The sequence below is a fragment of the Pseudomonas sp. zjy_15 genome, assembly GCF_043101865.1.
Lineage (GTDB): Bacteria > Pseudomonadota > Gammaproteobacteria > Pseudomonadales > Pseudomonadaceae > Aquipseudomonas > Aquipseudomonas putida_Y.
Genome location: NZ_JBICII010000118.1, coordinates 1 through 25,781 on the forward strand (window position 1 = coordinate 1; position 25,781 = coordinate 25,781).

The following is a 25,781-nucleotide window of genomic DNA, read 5'->3' on the forward strand; positions in this document are numbered from 1 at the left end:
TCCTTTCGAAACGTTGTCCCCCACTACCAGGCAGATTCCTAGGCATTACTCACCCGTCCGCCGCTGAATCAAGGAGCAAGCTCCCGTCATCCGCTCGACTTGCATGTGTTAGGCCTGCCGCCAGCGTTCAATCTGAGCCATGATCAAACTCTTCAGTTCAATACTGCTTGGGTTTTTAAGAAACCCTAAACTTGGCTCAGCAATCTCAAATGACTATGTGATTTCTCGCATGGTCACTTGTGATGCTGATAATCTTTTTGACTATCAGTCCGCACTCACAAGCACCCACACGAATTGCTTGATTCGATTTGTTAAAGAGCGTTTGGTTAAGAGTTTTTCGTCTCAACCGAGGCGCGCATTCTACGCTTTCCTCAGAGCCTGTCAAGCGTTTATTTTGAAGTTTTTTGCGAGAAACTCGTTTAGCTTCAAACACTTGGCTCGCTGCGATCTCTCGTAGCGGGAGGCGAATCATACAGCACTCAGAAGCACTGTCAACCACCTTTTCAACCGCTTTCGATCATTTGATCGTAGCCCTTACAGCACCTTCAGAATTGTCTAACTCATTGAATTTCAAGGAGTTTGTCGTTCCGTTGTCGCTGGAAGTGGGGCGCATTATAAGGGGATTCAAGAGGGCGTCAACCTTTAATTTCAAGAAAGTGAAATATAAGGGGAAAAGACCGTATCGGGGCTACCAGTGTTCGCCACAACAGTCTCACCGGCGATGAATGTCTCGAGCCGGACGCGGGCGGCGCTCGATCTCACAGACACCAGAGAAACAAAGGCGGGCCCCTCTACTGCCATTGCTATCTCAAGACAGGCCCTTGGCAGCCCCGCCCCACTCTCAAACCGCCCGACCCTGCTTCCTGGCAACCCTGGGAAGCACCCGCGCAACAGCAGGAATCCGCAACACCATCAACACAGCCCCTATAGACGCATAGATCGCCCACTCCCGAAGGTCCGAGCGCACGATCCACAGGAAATGCAGCAAGCCCAACCCAAGCACCGCATACACCAACCTGTGCAGCTTCTTCCACCGCGCCCCAAGCCGCCGCTGGCTGTACCGGTTAGAGGTAACCGCCAACGCCAGCAAACCCAGGAACCCCAGCGCTCCCACAATAATGTATGGCCGCTTGCTCAGTTCCACCGCCAACTGCCCCCAATCCAGCCCCAGAATGAAAAACAGGTAAGCCAGGATGTGCAGCACTATATAGGCGAACACCCACAACCCCAGCTGCCGGCGAACCACAATCCAGCCAGACCAGCCCGTCAGCTTCTGCAGTGGGGTCATGCTCAAGGTCACCAGCAAAAAGGTGAGCGCCCCAAGCCCAAGGCGGTCCATCATGATCTTCCCGGGATCAGGCCCCAGCAGGTTCATCGCCGCTTCATATAGCCACCACACCGGAAACAGGCAGCCCACGACAAAGATGGCCAAGCGAAACCAGGGGTAACGCATCAGTAGTTCTTCCGCAGATCGAGCCCGGTATACAGCGACGCCACTTCATCCGCATAGCCATTGAACATCTGAGTCTCCCGCACGTTAGGGCTGAACAACCCGCTGGGCAAGCGACGTTCGCGCGCCTGACTCCAGCGCGGGTGGTCGACTGTCGGGTTCACGTTGGCATAGAAACCATATTCATCCGGCGCCAGCCCTTCCCAGGTAGTACCAGGCTGCTCCTCTACCAGGCTGATGCGCACAATCGACTTGATGCTCTTGAAGCCATACTTCCAAGGCACCACCAGACGCAGCGGCGCGCCGTTCTGATTGGGCAGCTCCCGGCCGTACATACCCACCGCGAGAATTGCCAGCGGGTGCATCGCCTCATCCAGGCGCAACCCTTCTCTATAAGGCCAGTCGATCAAGGCAAATCCTGACCGCTGCCCGGGCATATGCTGAGGATCCTTCAGCGTTTCGAAACGCACATAACGCGCCCTCGAGGTCGGCTCGACCTGCTTGAGCACCTGAGCCAAAGGGAACCCCAGCCACGGAATGACCATCGACCACGCCTCTACGCAGCGCAGCCGATAGATCCGTTCCTCAAGCTGATAGGGTTTTACGAAGTCCTCCAGAGCATAGCGTCCGGGTTTGCCAACCTCACCATCCACCACAATGGACCACGGCTCGGTCTTCAGGCTGTCGCCATTGGCCGCCGGGTCTCCCTTGTCGGGCCCGAACTCGTAAAAGTTGTTGTAGTGAGTGGCATCCTTGAACGGCGTGATCGCCTCGTCCTTCACCGTCACCGCTTGCCAGCGCGTGGCGGAGAGCTTGTCAGTGAACCAGGCCGGCGCGGCCCCAGCCTGCACATCGGCATAACGCGACACTTGCGCCGCGCCCACCCCACCCGGTAATGCGCCTAGCGCCAAGCCAGCCAATGAGCCGCCCAGCAGGGTGCGACGGGAAAGGTAAATGCTTTCGGGGGTGATCTCCGACGCCTTGCACTCGGAAGACCTAGGAAGCTTGATAAGCATGAACGGCTCCATAGCACTGAGTAACGGATGTACCAGTAAGACTATGGAGCCGCGAGGTTATTCCAGCGTTAAGTGATTTTCACACTTTGCGACGGCGCGCCTTCAGCAGGAACTGGATCGGCCCCGATGCTGCATAGGCAAGGAAGACCAGCAGAAGGATGCGTGGTGGGTCGCTGAATACGACGGCAAACACCAGCACCACCGCCAGGATCGCCACGAACGGCACGCGCCCCTTGAGGTCCAGCTCCTTGAAGCTGTTGTACTTGATGTTGCTGACCATCAGCATGCCAGCAGCAGCCACCAGCAGCGCCACCAGGAACGACAGCTTGGAGCCCTGGATGCCATAGTCGCTGAACGCCCATACGGTGCCCGCCACCACACCTGCGGCAGCCGGGCTGGCCAGGCCGATGAAGTAGCGCTTGTCGGCGGTACCGACCTGGGTATTGAAGCGCGCCAGGCGCAACGCGGCACCGGCCACATAGATGAATGCAACCATCCAGCCGACCTTGCCCATGTCACCCAGCGCCCAGCCGAAGGCCAGCAAAGCCGGGGCCACGCCGAAGGCGACCATATCCGACAGCGAGTCATACTCGGCACCGAAGGCACTCTGGGTGTTGGTCATACGCGCAACGCGGCCGTCCAGGCCGTCGAGCACCATGGCCACGAAGATGGCGATAGCGGCAAAAGCGAAGTACTTGCTCGCCTCGCGCGGGTCGCCGGCACTCAGGGCGCTCTGTGCGCTCATCGAGCTGATGATGGAATAGAAACCGGCAAACAGGTTGGCGGTGGTAAACAGGTTGGGCAGCAGGTAGATGCCGCGGTGGCGCACCTTGCGGCCTTCGGCGTCATGCCCTTCTTCAACGTGCTCATCGACAGGTAGCAGGCTTTCGGCGTCGGAGGGCTTGTTCGGCTCTTCGGGACGTTCGCTCATGGAGGGTACCTTGCAACAGGATGGAAAATGTTCGACACGGGCCCGCGAAACAGGTTCTGACAGCGAGCCACTGGTCTGCTTTATACCAGAAGCTGGATGCCAGAACGAAAAAACGCGGCCGAAGCCGCGTTTTTCATCTTTCGATAAGACTTAGTTCTTGGTCTTGTCGACGATTTTGTTAGCCGAGATCCACGGCATCATCGAACGCAGTTGCTCGCCGATGATTTCGATGCCGTGAGCGGCGTTGTTGCGACGCTTGGCGGTCATCGATGGGTAGTTGGTAGCACCTTCGGAGATGAACATCTTCGCGTACTCGCCGTCCTGGATGCGCTTCAGAGCATTGCGCATGGCCTTGCGGGATTCTTCGTTGATGACTTCCGGACCAGTCACGTACTCACCGTATTCGGCGTTGTTGGAGATCGAGTAGTTCATGTTGGCGATGCCGCCTTCGTACATGAGGTCTACGATCAACTTCAGCTCGTGCAGGCACTCGAAGTAGGCCATTTCCGGCGCGTAGCCAGCTTCGACCAGGGTTTCGAAACCGGCTTTGACCAGTTCGACGGTACCGCCACACAGAACAGCCTGCTCACCGAACAGGTCGGTTTCGGTTTCGTCCTTGAAGGTGGTTTCGATGATGCCGGTGCGGCCACCACCCACGCCCGAAGCGTAGGACAGTGCGACGTTCTTGGCGTTGCCGGAAGCGTCCTGGTAGATAGCGATCAGGTCAGGGATACCGCCGCCTTTGACGAACTCGGAGCGAACGGTGTGGCCCGGGGCTTTCGGCGCGATCATGATCACGTCGAGATCGGCACGCGGAACCACCTGGTTGTAGTGGATCGAGAAACCGTGAGAGAAGGCCAGGGTAGCGCCCTTCTTGATGTTCGGCTCGATTTCGTTCTTGTACAGCGTGCCCTGGAACTCGTCCGGGGTCAGGATCATGACCAGGTCAGCCGCAGCGACAGCGGTAGCAACATCAGCAACTTTCAGGCCGTGGGCTTCAGCCTTGGCAACGGTAGCCGAACCTTTACGCAGACCGACGGTAACGTCTACACCGGAGTCTTTCAGGTTGCACGCCTGAGCGTGGCCCTGAGAGCCGTAACCGATGATGGCGACTTTCTTACCCTGGATGATGGAAAGGTCGCAGTCTTTATCGTAGAAAACTTTCATGAAAATACCCCTGGTTATATCTCGGCCCCTGCGGAGCCATCGCTATTTTTTAAATTTAGATGCTGAGCACTTTGTCGCCACGGGCAATGCCGGTAACGCCGCTGCGCACGGTTTCCAGAATCGATGCAGTGCCGATCGCCTGGATGAAGCTGTCCAGTTTGTCGCTGGTACCGCTCAGCTGCACGGTGTACACGCTGGCGGTCACGTCGACGATCTGGCCACGGAAGATATCCGTGGTGCGCTTGATCTCGGCGCGCTGGGCACCGGTGGCCTTGACCTTGACCAGCATCAGTTCACGCTCGATATGAGCGCTTTCCGACAGGTCGACAAGCTTGACCACTTCGACCAGCTTGTTCAGGTTCTTGGTGATCTGTTCGATCACTTCGTCATGGCCAACGGTGGTCAGCGTCAGACGCGACAGGGTCGGGTCTTCGGTCGGCGCTACAGTCAGGCTTTCAATGTTGTAGTTGCGCTGGGAGAACAGGCCGACCACACGGGACAACGCACCGGGTTCGTTTTCCAGCAGCAGGGAAATGATGTGCCGCATATCAGGTACGCTCCGTCTTGCTCAGCCACATGTCACGCATCGAGCCATCCTTGATCTGCATCGGATAGACGTGCTCACTGCGGTCAACCGCGATGTCGATGAACACCAGACGGTCCTTCATCGCAAACGCTTCCTCCAGCTTCGGCTTGAGGTCTTTCAGGCTGGTAATGCGGATACCCACATGGCCATAGGCTTCGGCCAGCTTGATGAAGTCAGGCAGCGACTCGACGTACGAGTGCGAATGACGACCGTTGTAGGCCATGTCCTGCCATTGGCGGACCATGCCCAACACACCGTTGTTCAGGTTGACGATCTTCACCGGCAGGCCGTATTGCATGCAGGTGGACAGCTCCTGGATGTTCATCTGGATGCTGCCTTCGCCGGTCACACAGGCCACGTCCTGATCCGGGAAGTTGAGCTTGATGCCCATCGCCGCCGGGAAGCCGAAGCCCATGGTGCCCAGGCCACCGGAGTTGATCCAGCGGTTTGGCTTGTTGAAGCGGTAGTACTGCGCGGCAAACATCTGGTGTTGGCCCACGTCGGAAGTGACGAAGGCATCGCCATTGGTCACTTCGCACAGTGTCTCGATGACTTTTTGCGGTTTGATGACGTTGCCATCGCCCTTGTCGTAAGGGAACAACTCGCCATTGCCACGCCATTCGTCAATCTGCTTCCACCAGGCATCCAGCGCCGCCTTGTCAGGCTGCTCGCCGATTTCCTTGAGGATGCCGAGCATTTCGCTGAGTACGCTGTCGACCGGGCCGACGATCGGCACGTCGGCCTTGATCATCTTCGAGATCGACGCCGGGTCGATGTCGATGTGGATGATCTTGGCATTCGGGCAGAACTTGGCCGGGCCGTTTACAACGCGGTCGTCGAAACGCGCACCGACGGCAAAGATGACGTCGGCATTGTGCATGGCCATGTTGGCGGTGTAGCTGCCATGCATGCCAAGCATGCCGAGGAACTGGCGGTCGGTACCCGGGAAGCCACCCAGACCCATCAGGGTATTGGTAACCGGCAGGTTCAGCGACTTGGCGATTTCAGTCAGGGCTTCGGAGCCACCGCCGAGGATCACGCCGCCACCGGAGTAGACGACCGGGCGCTTGGCAGCCAGAAGCATCTCGGCAGCCTTGCGGATCTGGCCGGAGTGACCGCGGACCGCCGGGCTGTAGGAGCGCAGCTTGACCTTTTTCGGGTAGACGTATTCGAACTTTTCAGCCGGGTTGGTCATGTCTTTTGGAATGTCGACCACGACTGGACCTGGGCGACCGGATTGCGCCAGGTAAAAAGCTTTCTTCAGAATTTCAGGGATCTCGGTCGGGTTCTTGATCATGAAGCTGTGCTTCACGATCGGCCGCGAGATACCGATCATGTCGGTTTCCTGGAAGGCATCGGTGCCCACCATGGTGCTAGGCACCTGGCCGGACAGGATGACCATCGGAATCGAGTCCATGTAGGCGGTGGCAATGCCGGTAATGGCATTGGTCGCGCCAGGACCGGAGGTTACCAGCACCACACCGGCCTTGCCGGTGGCACGAGCGTAGCCGTCCGCCATATGGGTTGCCGCCTGCTCATGACGAACCAGGATGTGTTCCACTTCCGGTTCTTTGAACAGTGCGTCGTAAACATGCAGGAGAGCACCACCAGGGTACCCGTAGATGTGCTTAACGCCTTCGTCACGCAAGAAGCGGACGACCATCTCAGCGCCAGATAAAAGCTCCACGTTGTTCACCTCTAAAACGCCAGAATACCGCCCTCACTGGACGGGTCTTAATAGGTTTACTGCCAAGCAGAGCATGAGCGAACGTCAGCACTGACTGAGCAAGTATTGGGAGATCCCCAGAGTGTTGCGGGGGTTTCCCACCCAGCGCGAGGTAACGCGTTGCGGGGTGTAACAGGTCGGCGCGGGTGTGCACCTCATGATCTGCTTAGCGGGTCTGCTTCTGGCAGTCCCTCTACAGCGGAAGTTGGATTCTTGTGATTCGGCGCCAACAAGTCAAGAAAAATTATTGCCAATTTTTCCCCAAGATGAATTCCTGCCACCACTAAAAATCGCTTCAGCAGCAGAATTAAGAAGATTTCCAATAAAAAGGGCCACAATCTGCGGCCCTAGAAGGAAAAACTGAAGAAATCAGGCGGAAGGAGCGATCAATTGATCAAAAGCTGCCAACAGGCGCCGTAGCTCACGACTTTGCTCCGGCCGGTCGGTAAACACGGTTTCGGCCATGACAAGGATGCTCGATGCATTGGGCAGCGGGTGACCCAGCTCGATGATGATCTTCATGCGGGGCAGGAAGATCCATTGCAGCCATTGCTCGAAACTGAGGGTATCCACGGCGAACGGCACCGTACTGGCCAGTGCCTCGTCGCTTGGCGGCTCGTCATCCCACCAGCCTTGCACCTGCAGTTCACGCTCGATCAATAGCAGGTGGTCGGCAATATCCAGAATGCGTTGCTCGATCATCACGAATTGACCCGCGCCTTTTGCCGGGCCAGAGCAGCGCCAGCGCTGTCACCCTGCTTTTCACGGGCCTGGGCGATCGTGTTCCATAGCTCAGCCTGCAGGCTTGGGCGGCCGTTGGCGTAGGTCAGGGCGCGGCGCGCCAACTGCTCTGCCTGCGCTGCATCACCTTGCGAGAGGCGCACCTGGGCCAGGCGATACAGCACCTGCGGCTCACGCGGAGCAATGCGCTGGGCACGCTCAAGGCTCGAGGCGGCACCGTTGAAGTCGCCGCTGCCCTGCTGCGTCTGCGCAGTGGTCAGCAATGCCAGCACAGGACCGTCCAGTTGCTCGTCGGCCGACAGGCCACCGGCGGCAGCGCTGCGCGGAATACCGGTTGGCGCGCTGGCGCTTTGCGAAGTGCTGTTCATCGCGGCAATGTCGAAAGGCTCATCGGCAATCGGGTTGGGATTGGTGGTCATCGGTGCCGAGCTGACAGGGCCAGGAGTGATCGGCCCTGGAGTGATCGGTGCTGCGCCATTGTTCGCCGGGAACGTCTGGATGGCCGAAGCGCCTGCGCCCTGCGGGATCATCACGGTGACGCCGGAGTCCTCCGGCAGCGTTTGCGCCTGGGCGGTGCCGGTGTTATAGCCACCCGCCGAGCGGTTGGCCGTCACGCGTTCGCTGTTGGACACACGGGTGCTCGAATCGACCACCGGAATATTGCCACGCGGGACGCTGGAGCACCCCTGGAGCACAGCCAACGCCGTCACGGCAGGAAACAGCCACTTGTTCACGTCACACCTCATCAATGCAGCCTGTGCTTAATTCATCCAGCCCTTGACCCAGTCCATTACCGATTCGACTGGATCCTGCTCACCGCCACAGGTTGCGCCGGCCGGCGGCTCACTCCCGCGAATATACGGCATCTGCACCGCTCCCGGACAGCTGGCATCAGACCCATGGCCAGTGTACGGGTCGATCCAGGCCTGCACCACGTTGTCCGGTTGCGGCATGTCCAGCGGCAGCGGGTCGGCCTTCTTCATGAAGCTGGTCCACACCTGCAAGGCTCCGGTGGCGCCGGTAAAGGGTGTCTTGCCGTTATCGTCACGGCCCATCCACACCACGGCCAGCAGATCCTGACTGAAGCCGGAGAACCAACTGTCCCGCGAGTCGTTACTGGTACCGGTCTTGCCCGCCAGGGTCAGCGAGCGTGGCAAGGTGTTGTACACCGAGCGCCCTGTACCTTCGCGCATTACGCGCTGCATGGCGTTCTGCACCAGGTAAATGGCACCCGGGTCGAAGGTTTGCTGGATCTGGAACGGGTAACGCTTGAGCGGCTCGCCCTCGGCGGTGAGCACGCTGCGGATACCGCGCATCGGCGTGTTGAAGCCGCCGTTGGCGATGGTCTGATACATGGTTGCCACCTGCATTGGCGACATGCCACCAGCCCCCAGCAACATGGCCGGGAATGCTGGCCAATCGACATTCACCCCCAACCGACCAATGGTCTTGATCACGTTCGGCACACCCACTTCCAGGCCGAGCTTGGCGGTCGACAGGTTGTACGAGTTGGCCAGCCCCTGGTACAGGTAGATAGTGCCGTGCGGGCGACGGTCATAGTTTTGCGGGCGCCAGACCTGGCCGTCAGCCCCCTTGACCGAAAATGGCTCGTCCTGCATCCAACTGGTCAGGGTGTACTTGCTTGGCTGCTCCAGCGCGGTCAGGTATACCGACGGCTTGACCAGCGAGCCGATCGGCCGCACAGCATCGATGGCCCGGTTGAAGCCGGCGAAGCCTGCCTGGCGGCTACCGATCAACGCCTGTACTTCACCTGTCTCAGGGTTGGTCACGACCATTGCCGCTTCCACCTCGTCAGCCCCCTTGCGGCCCGACAGGCGCTTGAAGGTCTCCCTCATCGAGGTTTCGGCCTTCATCTGCAGGATCGGGTCGAAGCTGGTAAAGATGCGCAGGCCTTCTTCGGTCAAGTCTTCGTCGCGGTAGTCCTGACGTAGCTGTCGCTTGACCAGGTCGAGGAAGGCCGGGAACGAGCTGTCGGCCAGGCTGCCACGCTTGGTCACGCCCAGCGGCATCTTCTTCGCCGCATCGACTTCTGCCTGGCTGGCCACACCCTGCTCGGCCACCAGGTCGAGCACCAGGTTGCGGCGCGCCAAAGCGCGCTCGGGGTGACGCCGCGGGTTGTAATAGGACGGGCCTTTGACCATGCCCACCAGCAGGGCGATCTGATGCAGTTTCAGCTCAGACAACGGCTGACTGAAGAAGAACTGGCTAGCCAGGCCAAAGCCGTGCACGGCGCGTTGACCGTCCTGGCCGACGAACACCTCGTTGAGGTAGGCCTCAAGGATTTCGCGCTTGTCGTAGTGCAGTTCGAGCAGTATCGCCATCATCGCCTCGGTCAGCTTACGGCTGAGGCTGCGCTCGCTGCTGAGGTAGAAGTTTTTCACCAACTGCTGGGTCAGGGTACTGCCACCCTGGCGCATAGAGCCGGACGAAGTGTTGACCCACATGGCCCGGGCGATGGACTTGGGCGACACGCCGTGGTGGCTGTAGAAGTCGCGGTCTTCCGTGGCCACCAGGGTCTCAAGCAGATACTTGGGTACCTGATCGATCTTGATCAGGATGCGGTCTTCGAGGTTTTTCGGGTAGATGCCGCCGATCATCAGCGGCTCCAGCCGCACCACGTCAAGCGACTTGCCGTTGGCACCGGAGAGGCCCGCTACGTAGTCGCCCGAGAAGCGCACGCGCACGAACTGTGCCGGTTCCATGCCCTCGTAGAACTGGAAGCCACGGGTATTGAGGTCGACGGTATTGCCGTTGACGGACGCAGCGCCCGGACCGTTGGCCGCGCTTTCGCGACGGTAGCCAAGCGCATCGAGCTCGGTGAGGAAGTCGTTCTTGCTCAACTTCTGGCCGGTGAACAGCTCCAGCGGCCGGGCATACACCTTGGCTGGGATGGTCCAGCGCTTGCCGGAGAACTTTTCCTGAACGACGGCATCGAGGTAAACCGCGAAGCCGGCGACGATCACCAGGCCTACCAGGCTGAGCTTCAAAGCCCAGCCCAGCCAGGCGCGGGAGCGGCCGGTCGGGCGTTTCTGAGGGGTGCGGGAATTTCGGGTTCGGGTCATGGCGGCGGATTATACGCACTTTATAAAGGCTGGGCAGACGGCCCAGCGGTAGGCAGGGACGGCACCATTGACCATAATGACGCATTCGAATTCCCTTGCCCCGGAAGGATTTGCCGTGAGCCAAGCTCTTATTACTGCGTTGCAGAACCCTGCCCTGTACCCTCATCCCGTGGATGGGTTTCAGCTCATCGAGACGCATATCTCCTGGGTCCTGCTCACTGGCGAGTACGCCTACAAGGTCAAGAAACCGATGAATTTCGGTTTCCTGGACTTTACCGGGCTGGACCAGCGCCAGCATTTCTGTAACGAAGAGTTGCGCCTGAACCAACGCCTGACCGAAGGCCTGTACCTGGACGTGTTGCCGATCACCGGTAGCGTCGACGCACCGCAGATCGGTGGCGAAGGCGAAGCCATCGAGTACGTGCTGAAAATGCGCCAGTTCCCCCAGGGACAGATGCTCAACACACTGCAGGCCAATGGCGAGCTGAACGCCACACACATCGACCAGATGGCCCGGCAGATTGCCGAGTTTCACCTGCAGGCCCCACGTGTGCCGATGGAGCACCCGCTGGGCACGCCAGACAGCGTGATGGCCCCGGTGGAGCAGAACTTCGAGCAAATTCGCCCATTCCTCAGCGACAAAGCCGATCTGCAGCAACTCGACGCCCTACAGGCCTGGGCCCGCAGCAGCTTCGAGCGCCTGCACGGCCTGCTGGAAAGGCGCAAGGCCAATGGCTTCATCCGTGAGTGCCACGGTGACATCCACCTGGGCAACGCCACCTTGATCGATGGCAAGGTGGTGATCTTCGATTGCATCGAATTCAACGAGCCTTTCCGACTGACCGACGTCTACGCCGACACCGCCTTCCTGGCCATGGACCTGGAAGACCGCGGCCTGAAGTGCCTGGCCCGGCGCTTCATCAGCCAGTACCTGGAACTGACGGGGGACTACGAAGGCCTGGAACTGCTCAACTTCTACAAAGCCTACCGCGCGCTGGTGCGGGCCAAGGTCGCACTGTTCAGCATGCCGGCCGACGCTGATGGCGTGCAGCGTGCCACCACCCTGCGCACCTACCGCAACTACGCCAACCTGGCCGAAAGCTACAGTGCCATCCCGTCGCGTCTGCTGGCCATCACCCATGGCGTTTCGGCAGTGGGCAAAAGTCACGTGGCCATGCGCCTGGTCGAGGCCTTGGGTGCAGTGCGCGTGCGTTCGGACGTAGAGCGCAAGCGCCTGTTCGGCGAACAACAGCAGGCCGACGCCGGCCAGCTAAGTACGGGCATATACGACCAGGAGGCCAGCGCAGCGACCTACCAGCGCCTGCACGAGGTGGCAGCGACCGTGCTGCGCGCCGGCTTCCCGGTGGTGCTGGACGCCACCTACCTCAAGCGTGAGCAGCGCCAGGCTGCGGCAGACGTTGCCAGCCAGACCGGAGTGCCGTTCCTCATCCTCGACTGCCACGCGCCGGAGGCGGTCATCGCCAGTTGGCTGGAGCAGCGCCAGGCCGAAAACAGCGACCCCTCGGATGCCACGCTGGAGGTGATCAAGGCCCAGCAGGCCAGCCGTGAGGCGCTGGATGCGCAGGAGCTGGTGCACAGCACCCGCGTCGATACCCAGGCTGCCGGCAGCATGGATCAGGTGATCGAGCAGATTCGCCAGCGGTTGCCTGGCCTGTAAGTTCGTCATCTTCCTGTGCCTGCCCGCGAAGGGGCAGGCACAGGCCGCTCACCCTCCGATGGCAAAAAGCCGCATATTTCCCAACCCCCGCTACACTCCTCTCAGACCTGCTCGCGATTTATCCCCCCATTCCCGTTCAGCCATCGCAAGGAGGCTCGATGAACGATGAATTGCAGCATCTGAAGAACCTTGGCAAGACTTCTGCGCAGTGGCTGCATGCAGCTGGCATCCACAGTGCATCGGATTTGCGCCGCCTGGGCGCGGTGGGTGCGTACCAGGCCGTGAAGACACGAGGGTTCCGTGCATCGAAGGTGCTGTTGTATGCCATTGAAGGCGCCCTGCTGGACATGCACTGGAACGATTTGCCGCTCGAACGCAAGGAAGCACTCAACCAACAATTGGACGCGAAAAACCCTACGCAAAAAAAACCAAAATAATCGGCGTAAAGGGATTGACGCCTAAATGAGAATTGTTATGATTATCACAACTGGTCGCGAGACTGGTTGGATAAGCTAAGAGCCCCTGGTTCGGACTCTCAGATTATCTCCTCATCAGGCTAATCACGGTTATTGACCCGGCAGTTTGCCGGGTCTTTTTTTGCCTGGGCTTTTTCCGGATCAACGCCGCAATTGCGCACAATAATCCTGCTCCGGCATCGCTGCCGTGTACCACACATAGTCAGCCTCGCCAGGCTCGACTCGCTCGCCCACCTCAGCCAGCAGCAATACCTTGCTCTCGTCCGACGCCCCCAGGTCAGCCAGATGCAAGGGTATGCCCAGGTCCTTGCGCACATGGTAAGCCCCGGCAAACAGCAGTGCCGGTTGCGGTGCCGCCTGCAAACGCTCGGCCATGCGCCGGTCGCGCTGCTGCTGAACGGCCAGCATCGCCGGTAACTGGCTTTCCGGCAGCATCCCGCAATGTCCGGCGCGCACCTGTTCCAGCAAGGCAGCCTTTACTGCGGGTGCATTGGACTTTTCGCCCTGCACCGGAGCCGGCTGTCGATAGGCCTGACGCATCTCGGCGGGCGAAAGGTTGGCTGCCAGCAACGACACCCGTTGCTGCAGGGCTTCGGTGACAATCGGCCCGTACAACTGCCAATCCCAGCCCTCCTGCCAGGCCAGCGCCTTGGGCAAGTCTACCGGCAAAGGCTGCCCCACCAGCTTGTCCACCCGTGACTGCTGGCCGGGCTGCAGCATTTCCAGCAACAGACTGCCCTGAGAGCGCTGGCCTTGAAGAGCGCGCAGCAGCCATAGTTGCAGCGCGTGATGGTCAGGGTTGTCGTGCTTCTCGCCGACAAGCACGCGGGGTACGACAGCCAGGCGCTGTACCAGCTGTTCAGGGCTAATGACCTGCTCATTGGACAGATCGACAATCTTCCCCAGCTCGGCGTGGGTGCGACCTTCGCTGCTCTGCCAGGCGGGCAACGGCGGCAGGCTGGCCTGACAACCGCCTATCGCCAGTACCAGGCACAGCGAGAAACCAGACAGCAGCGCGTGTCGCATCGGCAGTTACTCCATGTCATCCACAATTTGAATGGCCTGCCCCGGGGCGGACCTGTCGCGAGACAAGGCCGCTTCCACAGAGGCCGTGCACGGTTCGAGAATCAACGGGTGATGATCAGCGGATGCCCGCGCTCGGGGTGCGCCTGCACCAGTACGTCGATACCGTACACCGCCCTCAGTGCCGCTGGGGTCAGTACCGCTTCGGGCGTGGCAAACGCGTGGCAGCGCCCCTGCTCCAGCAACAGGATACGATCACAGTACCGCGCCGCCAGGTTCAGGTCATGCAGGATCACCAACACTGCAGCACCGCAGTCGGCAAAGCGGCGAACGGCTTCCAGGGTGGTGTGCTGATGTAGCGGGTCGAGCATCGAGGTCGGTTCGTCGAGCAGCAAAGTGGCACCTTCCTCGCCCGGCCATAGCTGCGCCAGCACGCGGGCAAGGTGTACCCGTTGCCGCTCGCCACCGGAAAGCGCCAGGTAACTGCGCTCTACCAGGTGCCAGGCATCTGCCGCCCGCAACGCCGCTTCGACAATTTCCGCGTCGCGTCGCTGACCGGTGCCATGAGGCATGCGCCCCATGCCCACCACTTCCTCGACCCGAAACGAGAAACCCAGGCTGGACACCTGTGGCAGCACTGCCAGGCGCCTTGCCCGTTCCTGCCCGGCCCAATCGGCCAGGGGGCGGTCCTGCAGCGTCACCCGCCCACGGTCGGGCGCCAGTTCACCGCAAAGCACACTCAGCAGGCTGCTCTTGCCGGCACCGTTGGGACCAAGCACACCCACGACCTGCCCCGGAGGCAACTGCAGGTGAATGTCGTGCAGTACCTCATTGCTGCCCCTGCACAGATACAGGCCCTCTACTTGCAACATCAGCCGCGCCCTCGCATCAGCAGGAACAGGAAGAACGGCGCACCGATGAAGGCCGTAACGATACCAATCGGCAGCTCGGCAGGCGCCAGCAGCAGCCGCGCCGCCAAGTCGGCGAACAACATCAGCACACCGCCGGCCAGCAGCGAGGCTGGCAGCACCACACGGTGATCGGGCCCGGCCAGGAGGCGTACCAGGTGCGGCACTACCAGGCCGATGAAGCCGATCAACCCGGCTGCAGCCACTGCAGCCCCCACCCCCAGCGCCGTGCAGAACACCAACTCACGCTTGAGCCGCTCCACGTCAACGCCCAGGTGACGTGCCTCCGACTCCCCCAGCAACAGGGCATTCAGCGCCTTGGCCCGGCGTGGCAGCCACACCGCCACCGCTACCGCCACCAGCAACAATGGCCACAGCCGCTCATAGCTGGCGCCATTGAGGCTGCCAAGGTTCCAGAATGTCAGCGTACGCAAGGTGGCATCATCGGCCAGGTAAGAGAACAACCCCACGGCCGCGCCACCTAGCGCGGTCATGGCCACGCCAGCCAATAGCATCGTGGCGACGTTGGTCTGGCCATCGCGGCGCCCCAGGCGGTAGACCAGCGCAGTGACCCCAAGCCCGCCGACAAAAGCGCAGAACGACAGCAGATAAGGCGCGAAGGCATCCGGCATGCCACCAAACCAGGCGCCGCCAACTATGGCAACCGCTGCCCCTACTGCGGCACCGGCGGCAACGCCTACCAGCCCGGGGTCAGCCAGCGGGTTGCGGAACAGCCCCTGCATGGCCACCCCGGACAGCGCCAGCACCGCGCCCACCGCCAACCCCAACAGGGTGCGCGGCAGGCGGATCTGGCCAAGGATCATCTCGGCCTGCTGCAGGCCATCTTCGGAAACAGGCAATCCCAAAAGACGCAGCCCAGCGCGCAGCGTATCGAGCATTGGCAGGCTGACTGGCCCCAGCGCCAGTGACAGCCAGATCGCCAACAGGCACAACAGGCTCAGGCTAATGAACAACGTACGTGACTGGACCCGTTGTTTCATTGTGCGAAGCTGGCCTGAGCAGCCGGGTAGAAGGTGGCTGCCAACGACTGCAAGGTCGCCGGTAGCCGAGGCCCGAGCCCGCCGACCAACAGCGTCGGGTCCAGTGAGACCAGGCGTTTCTCACGCACGGCCCGCGAGGCAGCCAGCGCGGGGTTTTCTTTCAACAGCGCCTGCAAGGCCTGCTCACCGGCCAGCGCCCGGTCGGAAAACACGATCACATCCGGGTCAAGCGCCGCCAAGGCTTCGTTGGAGAAGTTCTTGTAGCCCTGGTGCGCGGCCAGGTTTCGCCCACCCGCCTGGCCCAGCAGCCAGTCACCGGCAGTGCCTTGCCCGGCAATCAGCGGCTTGGCCCCGGCATGACCGACCAGCAGCAACACCCCAGGAGCCTGCTCCCCGGCCTGGGCCAGCTTGACGTTGACATGCAACGCATCGAGCCGCTGGCGGTAGTCAGCTACAAGCGCGGACGCTTGCTGCTCTGCACCGAGCAACTGCCCCAGGTGCCTGAGGTTTTCATCTACTGCCGGCAGCTCGGCCTTGCTGGAGAACAACTCGACCCGCACGCCGGCCTTGCGGATTTGCGCCAGTACCGGCGGCGGTCCCATTTCCTCGGTGCCCACCAGCACATCCGGGCGCAAGCTGAGAATGCCTTCGGCCGACAGCTGTCGTTGATAACCCACACTGGGCAACGACTTCAACGAGGCCGGGTGCTGACTGGTAGTGTCCACACCGACCAGGCGTGCTTCGCCGCCCAATGCGGTTATCCACTCGCTCAAGGCGCCACCAGCACTGACCCAGCGTTGCGGCAGTTCGGCTGCCAAGGCTTGGGTTGAGAGCACAAGGCTTGCACACAAAGCGAGAAAAGCAGCTGGACGGCGCATCATCGGGTTCCTTCTGAAGACGGGCTGCACGCCTTGTGGCGAGCGGCGGAACTGCGCACCATATACAGCCGGGCGCAGCGAATGCGGGCAATTTGATAATTATTCGCATTGGAGCGTCAAGCCATCACGTGTCTCACGAGCCATCCTTGCCATGCACTTCCTTTGTCCATCCCTCAGCCTGGCCGAGGGCCAAAGCCGCGCCTTCAGCGTAGACGGCCTCGAACTGTTCGGCGTGCGTCGCCAAGGTCAGGTGTACCTGTACCGCAACCGCTGCCCGCACCGGGACATCCCACTGAACTGGGCAGACGACGCGTTTCTGGATGACAGCGCCAGCCTCATCCACTGCGCCCATCACGGTGCGCTGTTCCTGATAGAAAGCGGCGAATGCGTGGCAGGGCCCTGCGAGGGTGAGCAACTGCAGCCCCTGGGCTGCCACGAAGACAGCCAGGGCATCTGGTTCAAGGGGTAAGCAGCACCGGCAAGCGGCGATCGATGACGATACCCTCGGCGTCCAGCCGGGTGCCATAGGCCAGCACCTCCACCCCGTCCGCTACTGCAGCGCGCAGCGCCTGGGCGTAGGCCATATCGATTTCCTCGGCCGGGCGCACAGCGTCGATACCGGTCAGGTTCACGCAATACAGCTGCACGGCCCGCACGCCCTGCCGGGCCAGCGTTGCCAGCTCGCGCAGGTGTTTCGCACCGCGCTGAGTCACCGCGTCGGGGAAGGCCGCAACAGCAGTGTCGGGGTAGCCCAGCGTCACACTTTTGACCTCGACATAGGCCGGGGCACCCTCGAACTCCAGGCGAAAGTCGATACGGCTGCCTTCCTCGCCATAGGCCACTTCGCGCCTGAGTGCAGTGAAGCCGGCCAGTTCAGTGATAGTGCCGGCGCGCAGGGCCTCTTCGACCAACGCATTGGCCCGCCCGGTATTCACGCAGGCCAACCGCCCCTGGGGGGTTTCGCTGATTTCCCAGGTGCCTGGCAGCTTGCGCTTGGGGTCGTTGGAGCGGCTGAACCACACCTGCCCACCTTCACGCATGCAGTTGAGCATGGAGCCGGTATTCGGGCAGTGGATAGTCATCTGCTCGCCGCTGGCCAGTTCGATATCGGCCAGAAAGCGCTTGTAGCGACGCAGCAGGCGGCCCTGCTCAAGTGACGGAGAGAAACGCATCAGCCTTGCCAGCTCTGCAGGCCACGGGCAATACGCTGCACCGCTTCTTCCAGGCGCGGCAGGCTCTGGGTATAAGCGAAGCGCACATGGTGCCCGGCCAGGTGGCGACCAAAGTCCAGGCCCGGCGTGAACGCCACGTGCTCGGTTTCCAGGAAGTGTCGGCAGAATGCGAATGCGTCACCGCCAAAAGCGCTGATATCGGCATACAGGTAGAACGCGCCTTGCGGCTCGACGGCAATGCGGAAACCCAGTTCACGCAGGGCAGGCAGCAGGTAGTCGCGACGGCGGGCGAACTCGGCGCGGCGCTCTTCGAAAATGGCCAGCGCCTCGGGCTGGAAACAGGCCAGCGCGGCATGCTGGGCCATGCTCGGCGCACTGATGTACAGGTTCTGCGCCAGTTTCTCCAGGTCGGCCACCGCACCGGGCGGGGCCACCAGCCAGCCAAGGCGCCAACCGGTCATGCCGAAATACTTGGAAAAACTATTCAGGACAAATGCCGAGTCGTCGACTTCCAGCACGCTTGGCGCGTCGATGCCGTAGGTGAGGCCGTGGTAGATCTCGTCCACCACCAGATGACCATGCCGCTCATGGGTGGATTTAGCCAGACGGGCCAACGCTTCGCGCCCCAGCACGGTTCCGGTCGGGTTAGCCGGCGAAGCGACCAGGGCGCCGACGGTGTCCTTGTCCCAGTAGCGCTCAACTAGGTCGGCAGTCAGTTGGTAATTCACGTCCGGGCCCACCGGTACCAATTGGGCCCCGCCCTCGACCAGGCGCAGGAAGTGGCGGTTGCACGGGTAACCCGGATCGGCCAGCAGCCAGTGCTTGCCCGGGTCCACCAGCAGGCTGCTGGCCAGCAGCAGCGCGCCGGAGCCACCCGGGGTAATAAGGATGCGCTCCGGGTCGATATTCAGGCCATAGCGCTGCCCATAAAAGCCGGCAATTGCCTCACGCAGTGCCGGCAGACCGCGTGCGGCGGTGTAGCGAGTGTGCCCGGCGGCCAGCGCGGCCTGGCCGGCAGCGACGATGGGGGCAGCCGTGGTGAAGTCCGGCTCGCCGATTTCCAGGTGAATCACATCGTGCCCGGCCGCCTGCAGCTCGTTGGCACGGGCCAGCAGCGCCATGACGTGGAAAGGTTCGATGGCGCGGCTGCGCGCACTGTAGGGTTGGGCCATGACCTTCTCTCAATTGGGTCTAAACTGGAGATTCTACCTCTGCACACCACCGAACGTACCGCTCAGGCCAGTGTCAATTAGCAGGATCGGGCGGGGTAGCGCACCCCCGATCTATCTGGTAAGTTCGGCGGCTCGCAGTCGCAGGGCCGGCGGTCGCCGGAGATGGAGCATCCTGCGCATTGGATCAGATGAGTGAGAGGCGGTCTATTCATGTCCACCCTAGAAAAGCAAAAAGCCAACCAGAATCTTTATGGGGTTGCACCCTATCAGGAGACCAAGGGTGAGGAGTACATGGGTGAGCCCATGCGCAAGCACTTCACCAAGATCCTCACTGGCTGGAAGCAAGAGCTGATGGTCGGCGTCGACAAGACCGTTGACCATATGAAAGAAGAGGCAGCCAACTTCGCAGATCCCGCAGACCGCGCATCCCAGGAAGAGGAATTCGCCCTCGAACTGCGCAACCGCGACCGCGAGCGCAAGCTGATCAAGAAGATCGATAAAACCCTGCAGAAGATTCAGGACGAGGAGTACGGCTGGTGCGAGTCGTGCGGCATCGAGATCGGCTTGCGCCGCCTGGAAGCCCGCCCGACCGCCGACCTGTGCTTCGACTGCAAGGAAATTGCCGAGAAAAAGGAAAAAACGGTCGGCAAAGGCTGATCTTTCTTCCACCTGAACGGGGCGCATCATGCGCCCCGTTTCATTTATATACCCAGCCTGACCATGACCGACTCCAGCTACATCGGGCGCTTCGCCCCCACCCCCAGCGGCTTCCTGCACTTCGGCTCGCTGGTCGCCGCCCTCGCCTCCTGGCTCGATGCCCGCGCCGTCAACGGCCGCTGGCTGCTGCGCATGGAAGACACCGACCCGCCCCGGGAAATGCCCGGCGCGCGCGATGCCATCCTCCAGACGCTGGAACGTTACGGCCTGCAATGGGATGGCGAGGTGGTATTCCAGAGCCAGCGCCACGATGCCTATGCCGCCGTGGTAGACCGCCTGTTCAACATGGGCCTGGCGTACGCATGCACCTGCTCGCGCAAGCAGCTGGAAAGCTACAACGGCATCTACCCAGGCTTTTGCCGCGACGCCGGGCATGCCCGTGAAGGGGCGGCCATCCGCTTGCGGGTGCCGGAGCTGATCTACCGCTTTACCGATCGAGTGCAGGGTGAGTACCAGCAACACCTGGGGCGTGAGGTGGGCGATTTCGTCATCCAGCGTCGTGACGGGTTGTACGCCTACCAGCTGGCCGTGGTGCTGGACGATGCCTGGCAGGGTGTTACCGACATCGTGCGTGGCGCCGACCTGCTCGACAATACCCCGCGCCAGCTGTACCTGCAGGAACTGTTGGGCTTCTCACAGCCGCGTTACCTGCATATTCCGCTGATCGTGCAGCCAGATGGGCACAAGCTGGGCAAGTCGTACCGTTCCCCGCCACTGCAGGCGGAGCATGCTACCCCCCTGCTGTTGCGGGCATTGCGGGCGCTGGGGCAGGAGACGGACCCGGAACTGCTGTTGGCTACGCCGGCAGAGGTGCTGGCAGTCGCGCGCACGCAGTGGCGGCCAGAAGCGATCGCGCAGCGGACCACGGTGCCGGAGGCTGATTTGCGCTGAACCTTTACCGGCCTCTTCGCGGGCGCGCCCGCTCCCACAGGGTCCTCAATAAACCTAGAGGCAACGCTTTACCTGTAGGAGCGGGTTCACCCGCGAAGAGGCCGGCACATTCATTCCTCCTCTCAAAAACAAAAGCCCAGTAAATTCAAACCCTTGGCTAACGCTGTGGATTCCCGCTAGCATCCCCCCTGCCATTTGCGCCAATAATAAGTTCAAGCCCGCAGCGCCCAACCATCGAGGCCAGCATGTACATCTATCGTTTGGTCCTGCTTCTGGTCGTGGGGATCTACCTGTTCTCCCCGGCCATCATGGACTGGTGGATCGAACCGACCGGAGCCTGGTACCGCCCCTACCTGCTCTGGCTGATCCTGATCGTCGTCACCTTCATCCTGCAGAGCCAACGAGATGCCGATGAGCTTTAGCCTGACCCAGATGATCCTGATCAGCGCCGGGTACCTCATGGTGCTGTTCGGCGTGGCCTGGATCAGCGAGCGTGGGCTGATCCCGCGTTCGATCATTCGCCACCCACTTACCTACACCCTGTCGCTGGGCGTTTACGCCAGTGCCTGGGCTTTCTATGGCTCGGTTGGCCTGGCCTACCAGTATGGTTACGGCTTCCTTGCCTGTTACCTGGGGGTGTCTGGCGCATTCCTGCTGGCGCCGGTGCTGCTCTACCCGATCCTCAAGATCACCCGCACCTACCAGCTGTCATCGCTGGCCGACCTGCTGGCCTTCCGCTTCCGCAGTACCTGGGCCGGAGCCTTGACCACCATCATCATGCTGATTGGCGTGCTGCCGTTGCTGGCCCTGCAGATCCAGGCGGTGGCCGACTCGATCAGCATCCTTACCGGTGAACCGGTCAAGGCCCGGGTGGCCTTTGCCTTTTGCACGCTGATCATTCTGTTCACCATCTTCTTCGGCTCGCGGCACATCGCCACGCGCGAAAAGCATGAGGGGTTGGTATTCGCCATCGCCTTCGAGTCGGTGATCAAACTGCTGGCCCTGGGCGGTATCGGCTTGTATGCCTTGTATGGCGTATTCGGCGGCCCGCACGAGCTGGAAGTCTGGCTGTTGCAGAACCAGACCGCCCTTGCCGCCCTGCACACACCCCTGCAGGAAGGCCCATGGCGTACCCTGCTGCTGGTGTTCTTCGCCTCGGCCATCGTCATGCCGCACATGTACCACATGGCCTTTACCGAAAACCTCAACCCGCGCTCGCTGGTCAGCGCCAGTTGGGGCCTGCCGCTGTTCCTGCTGCTGATGAGTCTTGCCGTGCCGCTGGTGCTGTGGGCCGGCCTGCGTCTGGGCGCCAGCACCAACCCCGAGTACTTCACCCTGGGCCTGGGCATCGCCGCCAACAACCAGGCATTGGCACTGCTGGCCTACATTGGCGGCCTGTCGGCAGCCAGCGGCCTGATCATCGTCACCACCCTGGCGCTGTCGGGCATGGCCCTTAACCATCTGGTGCTGCCGCTTTACCAGCCCCCGGCCGAGGGCAACATCTACCGTTGGCTGAAGTGGACCCGCCGTGCACTGATCGTCGCCATCATCACCGCCGGCTTCATGTTCTACCTGAGCCAGAACTACCACCAGAGCCTGGCCAACCTGGGCATCGTCGCTTTCGTCGCCACCTTGCAGTTCCTGCCTGGGGTGCTGTCGGTGCTCTACTGGCCAACCGCCAACCGCCGCGGTTTCATCGCCGGGCTGCTGGCCGGCACCCTGGTGTGGATGGTGACCATGCTGCTGCCGCTTCTCGGCAACTTGCAGGGCTTCTACATCCCGCTGCTGGACATGATCTATGTGCTGGACGATACCAGCTGGCACATGGCAGCCATCGCCTCGCTGGCGGCCAACGTGCTGCTGTTCACCCTGATCTCGCTGTTCACCAACGCCAGCAACGAAGAGGTCAGCGCGGCCGAAGCCTGTGCCGTGGATAACGTGCGCCGCCCGCAACGCCGCGAACTGCATGCCGCTTCGCCGCAGGAGTTCGCCACCCAGCTGGCCAAGCCGCTGGGCGCCAAGGCCGCGCAAAAGGAAGTGGAGCAAGCGCTACGCGATCTCTACCTGCCGTTCGACGAACGCCGCCCCTATGCCCTGCGCCGCCTGCGCGACCGCATCGAGGCCAACCTGTCCGGCCTGATGGGGCCGAGCGTGGCCCAGGACATGGTCGAGACTTTCCTGCCGTACAAGTCCGGTAACGAAAACTACGTGACCGAAGACATCCACTTCATCGAAAGCCGCCTGGAGGACTACCACTCGCGCCTGACCGGGCTGGCCGCCGAACTCGATGCCCTGCGCCGCTACCATCGCCAGACCCTGCAGGAGTTGCCCATGGGCGTCTGCTCGCTGGCCAAGGACCAGGAAATCCTGATGTGGAACAAGGCCATGGAAGAGCTCACCGGCATCGCCGCCAAGCATGTGGTCGGCTCGCGTCTGGTCACCATCGACGAGCCTTGGCGCGGCCTGCTGCAAGGCTTCATCAACGTGCCCGACGAGCACCTGCACAAGCAGCGCCTGGCGCTGGACGGCCAGCCGCGCTGGCTGAACCTGCACAAGGCAGCCATCGACGAGCCACTGGCCCCCGGTAACAGCGGGTTGGTACTGCTGGTGGAAGACCTTACCGAAACCCAGGCACTGGAAGACAAGCTGGTGCACTCCGAGCGCCTGGCCAGCATCGGCCGCCTGGCCGCCGGCGTGGCCCACGAAATCGGCAACCCGATCACCGGTATCGCCTGCCTGGCGCAAAACCTGCGCGAGGAACGCGAAGACGATGGCGAAATCATCGAGTTGTCCAGCCAGATCCTTGACCAGACCAAGCGCGTATCGCGCATCGTCCAGTCGCTGATGAGCTTCGCCCATGCCGGCGGCAGCCACCAGAACAGCGAGGAGCCTGTGTGCCTGGCCGAAGTGGCACAAGATGCCATCGGTCTGCTGGCGTTGAACCGGCGCAATTTCGAAGTACAGTTCTTCAACCTTTGCGACCCGGACCACTGGGCCGAAGGTGACCCGCAGCGCCTGGCCCAGGTACTGATCAACCTGCTCTCCAACGCCCGCGATGCCTCGCCGCCCGGCAGCGCCGTGCGCGTGCGCAGCGAGGTTAACGAGCACACCGTCGACCTGATCGTCGAAGACGAAGGCAGCGGGATTCCGAAGACCATCATGGACCGCCTGTTCGAACCCTTCTTCACCACCAAGGACCCGGGCGAAGGAACCGGACTGGGGCTCGCTCTGGTCTATTCCATCGTGGAAGAGCATTATGGGCAAATCACCATCGACAGCCCGGCCGATATCGAACGGCAACGTGGCACCCGGATCCGCGTGACCCTGCCCCGGCATGTCGTAGCGACGTCCCCTGAAATTCGAGACCGTCGAGAGAATTGAATCAATGCCGCACATTCTGATCGTCGAAGACGAAACCATCATCCGCTCGGCCTTGCGTCGTCTGCTTGAGCGGAACCAGTACCAGGTCAGCGAGGCCGGCTCGGTGCAGGAAGCCCAGGAACGCTTCAGCATTGCCACTTTCGACCTCATCGTCAGCGACCTGCGCCTGCCAGGCGCGCCCGGCACCGAGCTGATCAAGCTCGGCCAAGGCACCCCGGTGCTGATCATGACCAGTTACGCCAGCCTGCGCTCAGCGGTGGACTCGATGAAAATGGGCGCGGTGGACTACATCGCCAAGCCCTTCGACCATGACGAGATGCTGCAGGCAGTGGCGCGTATTCTGCGCGACCGGCAAAACGCCCCGGCTGCGGCACCACCTGCCGAGCCACGCGCCAGCAATGGCAAGGTTGCAGCGTCCGACAAAGGCAGCGCAGCAACGGCCAATGGCGAAATCGGCATCATCGGCTCGTGCCAGCCCATGCAGGACATGTACAGCAAGATCCGCAAAGTCGCGCCTACCGACTCCAATGTGCTGATCCAGGGCGAGTCGGGCACAGGTAAAGAGCTGGTGGCCCGCGCCCTGCACAACCTGTCTCGCCGGGCCAAGGCACCGATGATCTCGGTGAACTGCGCAGCCATCCCCGAAACGCTGATCGAATCCGAACTGTTCGGCCACGAAAAAGGCGCGTTCACTGGCGCCAGCGCCGGGCGCGCCGGCTTGGTGGAGGCCGCCGATGGCGGCACGTTGTTCCTCGATGAGATTGGCGAACTGCCGCTGGAAGCCCAGGCTCGCCTGCTACGTGTGCTGCAGGAAGGCGAGATACGCCGGGTAGGTTCGGTGCAGTCGCAAAAGGTCGATGTGCGCCTGATCGCCGCGACCCACCGCGACCTGAAAAACCTGGCCAAGGCCGGCCAGTTCCGTGAAGACCTGTATTACCGCCTGCACGTCATTGCCCTGAAGCTGCCGGCCCTGCGCGAGCGTGGCAGCGACGTCAACGAGATCGCCAGCGTCTTCCTCGCCCGCCAGAGCGCTCGCATCGGCCGCGACGACCTGCACTTCTCGGCCGAGGCCGAGCAAGCCATTCGTCACTACAGCTGGCCCGGTAACGTGCGTGAACTGGAGAACGCCGTGGAGCGCGCGGTGATCCTCAGCGAGAGCGCAGAAATTTCCGCCGAGCTGCTTGGCATCGACATCGAGCTGAGCGACCTGGAAGAGGACGACATCCTCGACAATGCCCTGGTGGTGTCCAGCGCGGCCAATGCGAGCCACGAGCCGACCGAAGACCTGTCGCTGGAAGACTACTTCCAGCACTTCGTGCTTGAACACCAGGACCACATGACCGAGACCGAACTGGCACGCAAGCTCGGCGTCAGCCGCAAGTGCCTGTGGGAACGCCGCCAACGCCTGGGCATCCCACGGCGCAAGAGCAACGCTACCAGCGAATAACCCACCTGCGCACCGCACGCCGTAGCCTATGCGGCGTCGGTGAGATCGAGCGCCGCCCGCGCGGCGCTTCGCGGCTAAAGCCGCTCCTACATTTGTTTCGGGCCAGTCCCTCCTGTGCCACGCGCGCACGACCGCCTTGTTGTACGACGCAATCTCGAGCCATGCGCCAAGGCATTCGCGCGCAAATCCCACAGAAAAAATTGGACCGAACAAATGTAGGAGCGGCTTTAGCCGCGAAGCGCCGCGCCGGCGGCGCTCGGTCTCACAGGCGCAGAACGTGTCACGGCGCCCCGCAGGTAACACATCACCTCCCGTAAAAATCTGTTACCCCAGCTTT

23 protein-coding genes and 1 rRNA gene are annotated in these 25,781 nt (G+C 61.7%); 8 read left to right on the forward strand and 16 right to left on the reverse strand.

Translation table 11 applies throughout. The features are described from left to right. The 10 genes from ACF8EF_RS23150 to mrcB all read right to left on the reverse strand — a co-directional run. Positions 1 to 159: ribosomal RNA gene (locus ACF8EF_RS23150) — 16S ribosomal RNA — on the reverse strand; the annotation flags it as partial. Between the two features lie 682 nt (positions 160 to 841). Continuing rightward, complete coding sequence (msrQ, locus tag ACF8EF_RS23155; protein WP_176685353.1) at positions 842 to 1,453, reverse strand: protein-methionine-sulfoxide reductase heme-binding subunit MsrQ; 612 nt, start codon at positions 1,451 to 1,453, stop codon at positions 842 to 844. Beyond that, positions 1,453 to 2,466 carry a protein-methionine-sulfoxide reductase catalytic subunit MsrP gene (gene msrP, locus ACF8EF_RS23160; protein WP_392529353.1) on the reverse strand — a complete coding sequence of 338 codons (1,014 nt, stop codon included), beginning with the start codon at positions 2,464 to 2,466 and terminating at the stop codon, positions 1,453 to 1,455. The genes msrQ and msrP overlap by 1 nt, the downstream gene beginning before the upstream one ends. 79 nt (positions 2,467 to 2,545) lie before the next feature. Continuing rightward, the gene (gene pssA, locus ACF8EF_RS23165) at positions 2,546 to 3,397 is read right to left on the reverse strand and encodes a CDP-diacylglycerol--serine O-phosphatidyltransferase (protein WP_392462314.1); all 852 of its coding nucleotides are present in this window, start codon (positions 3,395 to 3,397) and stop codon (positions 2,546 to 2,548) included. A 150-nt stretch (positions 3,398 to 3,547) separates the two neighbouring features. Continuing rightward, positions 3,548 to 4,564, reverse strand: coding sequence for a ketol-acid reductoisomerase (gene ilvC, locus ACF8EF_RS23170; protein ID WP_021784771.1), 1,017 nt, complete (start codon positions 4,562 to 4,564; stop codon positions 3,548 to 3,550). A 55-nt stretch (positions 4,565 to 4,619) separates the two neighbouring features. Then, complete coding sequence (gene ilvN / locus ACF8EF_RS23175; protein ID WP_003250040.1) at positions 4,620 to 5,111, reverse strand: acetolactate synthase small subunit; 492 nt, start codon at positions 5,109 to 5,111, stop codon at positions 4,620 to 4,622. 1 nt (position 5,112) lies between these two features. Continuing rightward, complete coding sequence (locus ACF8EF_RS23180) at positions 5,113 to 6,837, reverse strand: acetolactate synthase 3 large subunit (protein WP_028697593.1); 1,725 nt, start codon at positions 6,835 to 6,837, stop codon at positions 5,113 to 5,115. Between the two features lie 408 nt (positions 6,838 to 7,245). Further along, positions 7,246 to 7,578, reverse strand: a complete 333-nt coding sequence (locus tag ACF8EF_RS23185) for a YqcC family protein (protein ID WP_019099850.1) — start codon at positions 7,576 to 7,578, stop codon at positions 7,246 to 7,248. Further along, positions 7,578 to 8,363 (reverse strand): M48 family metallopeptidase, encoded by a 786-nt coding sequence (locus tag ACF8EF_RS23190; protein ID WP_176685355.1) that lies wholly within the window; start codon positions 8,361 to 8,363, stop codon positions 7,578 to 7,580. Before ACF8EF_RS23190 ends, ACF8EF_RS23185 begins: the two co-directional genes overlap by 1 nt. Before the next feature lie 15 nt (positions 8,364 to 8,378). Beyond that, complete coding sequence (gene mrcB, locus ACF8EF_RS23195; RefSeq protein WP_176685356.1) at positions 8,379 to 10,700, reverse strand: penicillin-binding protein 1B; 2,322 nt, start codon at positions 10,698 to 10,700, stop codon at positions 8,379 to 8,381. A 115-nt stretch (positions 10,701 to 10,815) separates the two neighbouring features. On the opposite strand from mrcB, the gene ACF8EF_RS23200 reads away from it, so the two are divergent. Next, the gene (locus ACF8EF_RS23200; RefSeq protein WP_339443708.1) at positions 10,816 to 12,378 is read left to right on the forward strand and encodes an AAA family ATPase; all 1,563 of its coding nucleotides are present in this window, start codon (positions 10,816 to 10,818) and stop codon (positions 12,376 to 12,378) included. A 158-nt stretch (positions 12,379 to 12,536) separates the two neighbouring features. Further along, entirely contained in the window at positions 12,537 to 12,815 is a 279-nt protein-coding gene (locus ACF8EF_RS23205; protein ID WP_010955337.1) for a TfoX/Sxy family protein, read from the forward strand. Positions 12,816 to 12,995: 180 nt separating this feature from the next. Here ACF8EF_RS23205 and ACF8EF_RS23210 read toward each other — a convergent pair whose 3' ends face one another. From ACF8EF_RS23210 to ACF8EF_RS23225, 4 genes are all read right to left on the reverse strand, one after another. Further along, complete coding sequence (locus ACF8EF_RS23210) at positions 12,996 to 13,880, reverse strand: ChaN family lipoprotein (protein WP_392462317.1); 885 nt, start codon at positions 13,878 to 13,880, stop codon at positions 12,996 to 12,998. Positions 13,881 to 13,981: 101 nt separating this feature from the next. Continuing rightward, positions 13,982 to 14,749 carry a heme ABC transporter ATP-binding protein gene (locus ACF8EF_RS23215; RefSeq protein ID WP_209963420.1) on the reverse strand — a complete coding sequence of 256 codons (768 nt, stop codon included), beginning with the start codon at positions 14,747 to 14,749 and terminating at the stop codon, positions 13,982 to 13,984. Continuing rightward, the gene (locus tag ACF8EF_RS23220; RefSeq protein ID WP_176685385.1) at positions 14,749 to 15,732 is read right to left on the reverse strand and encodes an iron ABC transporter permease; all 984 of its coding nucleotides are present in this window, start codon (positions 15,730 to 15,732) and stop codon (positions 14,749 to 14,751) included. Before ACF8EF_RS23220 ends, ACF8EF_RS23215 begins: the two co-directional genes overlap by 1 nt. A gap of 50 nt (positions 15,733 to 15,782) precedes the next feature. Next, a complete protein-coding gene (locus ACF8EF_RS23225; RefSeq protein ID WP_392462319.1) occupies positions 15,783 to 16,667 on the reverse strand; it encodes a hemin ABC transporter substrate-binding protein in 885 nt (294 codons plus the stop codon). Between the two features lie 148 nt (positions 16,668 to 16,815). Between ACF8EF_RS23225 and ACF8EF_RS23230 the strand changes: the two genes are divergently transcribed. After that, positions 16,816 to 17,133, forward strand: a complete 318-nt coding sequence (locus ACF8EF_RS23230; RefSeq protein WP_021784782.1) for a Rieske (2Fe-2S) protein — start codon at positions 16,816 to 16,818, stop codon at positions 17,131 to 17,133. Here ACF8EF_RS23230 and sfsA read toward each other — a convergent pair. Continuing rightward, complete coding sequence (gene sfsA, locus ACF8EF_RS23235; RefSeq protein WP_339443705.1) at positions 17,123 to 17,836, reverse strand: DNA/RNA nuclease SfsA; 714 nt, start codon at positions 17,834 to 17,836, stop codon at positions 17,123 to 17,125. The genes ACF8EF_RS23230 and sfsA overlap by 11 nt on opposite strands. Further along, complete coding sequence (locus tag ACF8EF_RS23240; RefSeq protein ID WP_176685362.1) at positions 17,836 to 19,008, reverse strand: pyridoxal phosphate-dependent aminotransferase; 1,173 nt, start codon at positions 19,006 to 19,008, stop codon at positions 17,836 to 17,838. The genes sfsA and ACF8EF_RS23240 overlap by 1 nt, the downstream gene beginning before the upstream one ends. Before the next feature lie 210 nt (positions 19,009 to 19,218). Here ACF8EF_RS23240 and dksA point away from each other — a divergent pair, with 210 nt between their 5' ends. From dksA to ACF8EF_RS23265, 5 genes are all read left to right on the forward strand, one after another. Continuing rightward, entirely contained in the window at positions 19,219 to 19,665 is a 447-nt protein-coding gene (dksA, locus tag ACF8EF_RS23245; RefSeq protein ID WP_003250009.1) for an RNA polymerase-binding protein DksA, read from the forward strand. Between the two features lie 63 nt (positions 19,666 to 19,728). After that, on the forward strand, positions 19,729 to 20,616 hold the full coding sequence (gene gluQRS / locus ACF8EF_RS23250) for a tRNA glutamyl-Q(34) synthetase GluQRS (protein WP_176685363.1): 888 nt from the start codon (positions 19,729 to 19,731) through the stop codon (positions 20,614 to 20,616). 245 nt (positions 20,617 to 20,861) lie between these two features. Further along, positions 20,862 to 21,038, forward strand: coding sequence for a hypothetical protein (locus ACF8EF_RS23255; protein ID WP_003250005.1), 177 nt, complete (start codon positions 20,862 to 20,864; stop codon positions 21,036 to 21,038). Further along, positions 21,022 to 23,997 carry a sensor histidine kinase gene (locus tag ACF8EF_RS23260; RefSeq protein ID WP_176685364.1) on the forward strand — a complete coding sequence of 992 codons (2,976 nt, stop codon included), beginning with the start codon at positions 21,022 to 21,024 and terminating at the stop codon, positions 23,995 to 23,997. Before ACF8EF_RS23255 ends, ACF8EF_RS23260 begins: the two co-directional genes overlap by 17 nt. A 4-nt stretch (positions 23,998 to 24,001) precedes the next feature. Further along, the gene (locus ACF8EF_RS23265) at positions 24,002 to 25,444 is read left to right on the forward strand and encodes a sigma-54-dependent transcriptional regulator (protein ID WP_392462321.1); all 1,443 of its coding nucleotides are present in this window, start codon (positions 24,002 to 24,004) and stop codon (positions 25,442 to 25,444) included. The last annotated feature ends 337 nt before the right edge of the window (positions 25,445 to 25,781 follow it).

Bases quoted from the DNA above. Each gene is read 5' to 3' on its own strand.
- ACF8EF_RS23225 (WP_392462319.1), bottom strand. From the start codon at position 16,667: ATGATGCGCCGTCCAGCTGCTTTTCTCGCTTTGTGTGCAAGCCTTGTG.
- ACF8EF_RS23260 (WP_176685364.1), top strand. From the start codon at position 21,022: ATGCCGATGAGCTTTAGCCTGACCCAGATGATCCTGATCAGCGCCGGG.
- pssA (WP_392462314.1), bottom strand. From the start codon at position 3,397: ATGAGCGAACGTCCCGAAGAGCCGAACAAGCCCTCCGACGCCGAAAGC.
- ACF8EF_RS23240 (WP_176685362.1), bottom strand. From the start codon at position 19,008: ATGGCCCAACCCTACAGTGCGCGCAGCCGCGCCATCGAACCTTTCCAC.
- gluQRS (WP_176685363.1), top strand. From the start codon at position 19,729: ATGACCGACTCCAGCTACATCGGGCGCTTCGCCCCCACCCCCAGCGGC.
- ACF8EF_RS23185 (WP_019099850.1), bottom strand. From the start codon at position 7,578: ATGATCGAGCAACGCATTCTGGATATTGCCGACCACCTGCTATTGATC.
- ACF8EF_RS23255 (WP_003250005.1), top strand. From the start codon at position 20,862: ATGTACATCTATCGTTTGGTCCTGCTTCTGGTCGTGGGGATCTACCTG.
- ACF8EF_RS23210 (WP_392462317.1), bottom strand. From the start codon at position 13,880: ATGCGACACGCGCTGCTGTCTGGTTTCTCGCTGTGCCTGGTACTGGCG.
- ilvC (WP_021784771.1), bottom strand. From the start codon at position 4,564: ATGAAAGTTTTCTACGATAAAGACTGCGACCTTTCCATCATCCAGGGT.
- mrcB (WP_176685356.1), bottom strand. From the start codon at position 10,700: ATGACCCGAACCCGAAATTCCCGCACCCCTCAGAAACGCCCGACCGGC.
- ACF8EF_RS23265 (WP_392462321.1), top strand. From the start codon at position 24,002: ATGCCGCACATTCTGATCGTCGAAGACGAAACCATCATCCGCTCGGCC.
- sfsA (WP_339443705.1), bottom strand. From the start codon at position 17,836: ATGCGTTTCTCTCCGTCACTTGAGCAGGGCCGCCTGCTGCGTCGCTAC.
- ACF8EF_RS23205 (WP_010955337.1), top strand. From the start codon at position 12,537: ATGAACGATGAATTGCAGCATCTGAAGAACCTTGGCAAGACTTCTGCG.
- msrQ (WP_176685353.1), bottom strand. From the start codon at position 1,453: ATGCGTTACCCCTGGTTTCGCTTGGCCATCTTTGTCGTGGGCTGCCTG.
- ACF8EF_RS23190 (WP_176685355.1), bottom strand. From the start codon at position 8,363: ATGAGGTGTGACGTGAACAAGTGGCTGTTTCCTGCCGTGACGGCGTTG.
- ACF8EF_RS23215 (WP_209963420.1), bottom strand. From the start codon at position 14,749: ATGTTGCAAGTAGAGGGCCTGTATCTGTGCAGGGGCAGCAATGAGGTA.
- ACF8EF_RS23230 (WP_021784782.1), top strand. From the start codon at position 16,816: ATGCACTTCCTTTGTCCATCCCTCAGCCTGGCCGAGGGCCAAAGCCGC.
- ilvN (WP_003250040.1), bottom strand. From the start codon at position 5,111: ATGCGGCACATCATTTCCCTGCTGCTGGAAAACGAACCCGGTGCGTTG.
- dksA (WP_003250009.1), top strand. From the start codon at position 19,219: ATGTCCACCCTAGAAAAGCAAAAAGCCAACCAGAATCTTTATGGGGTT.
- msrP (WP_392529353.1), bottom strand. From the start codon at position 2,466: ATGCTTATCAAGCTTCCTAGGTCTTCCGAGTGCAAGGCGTCGGAGATC.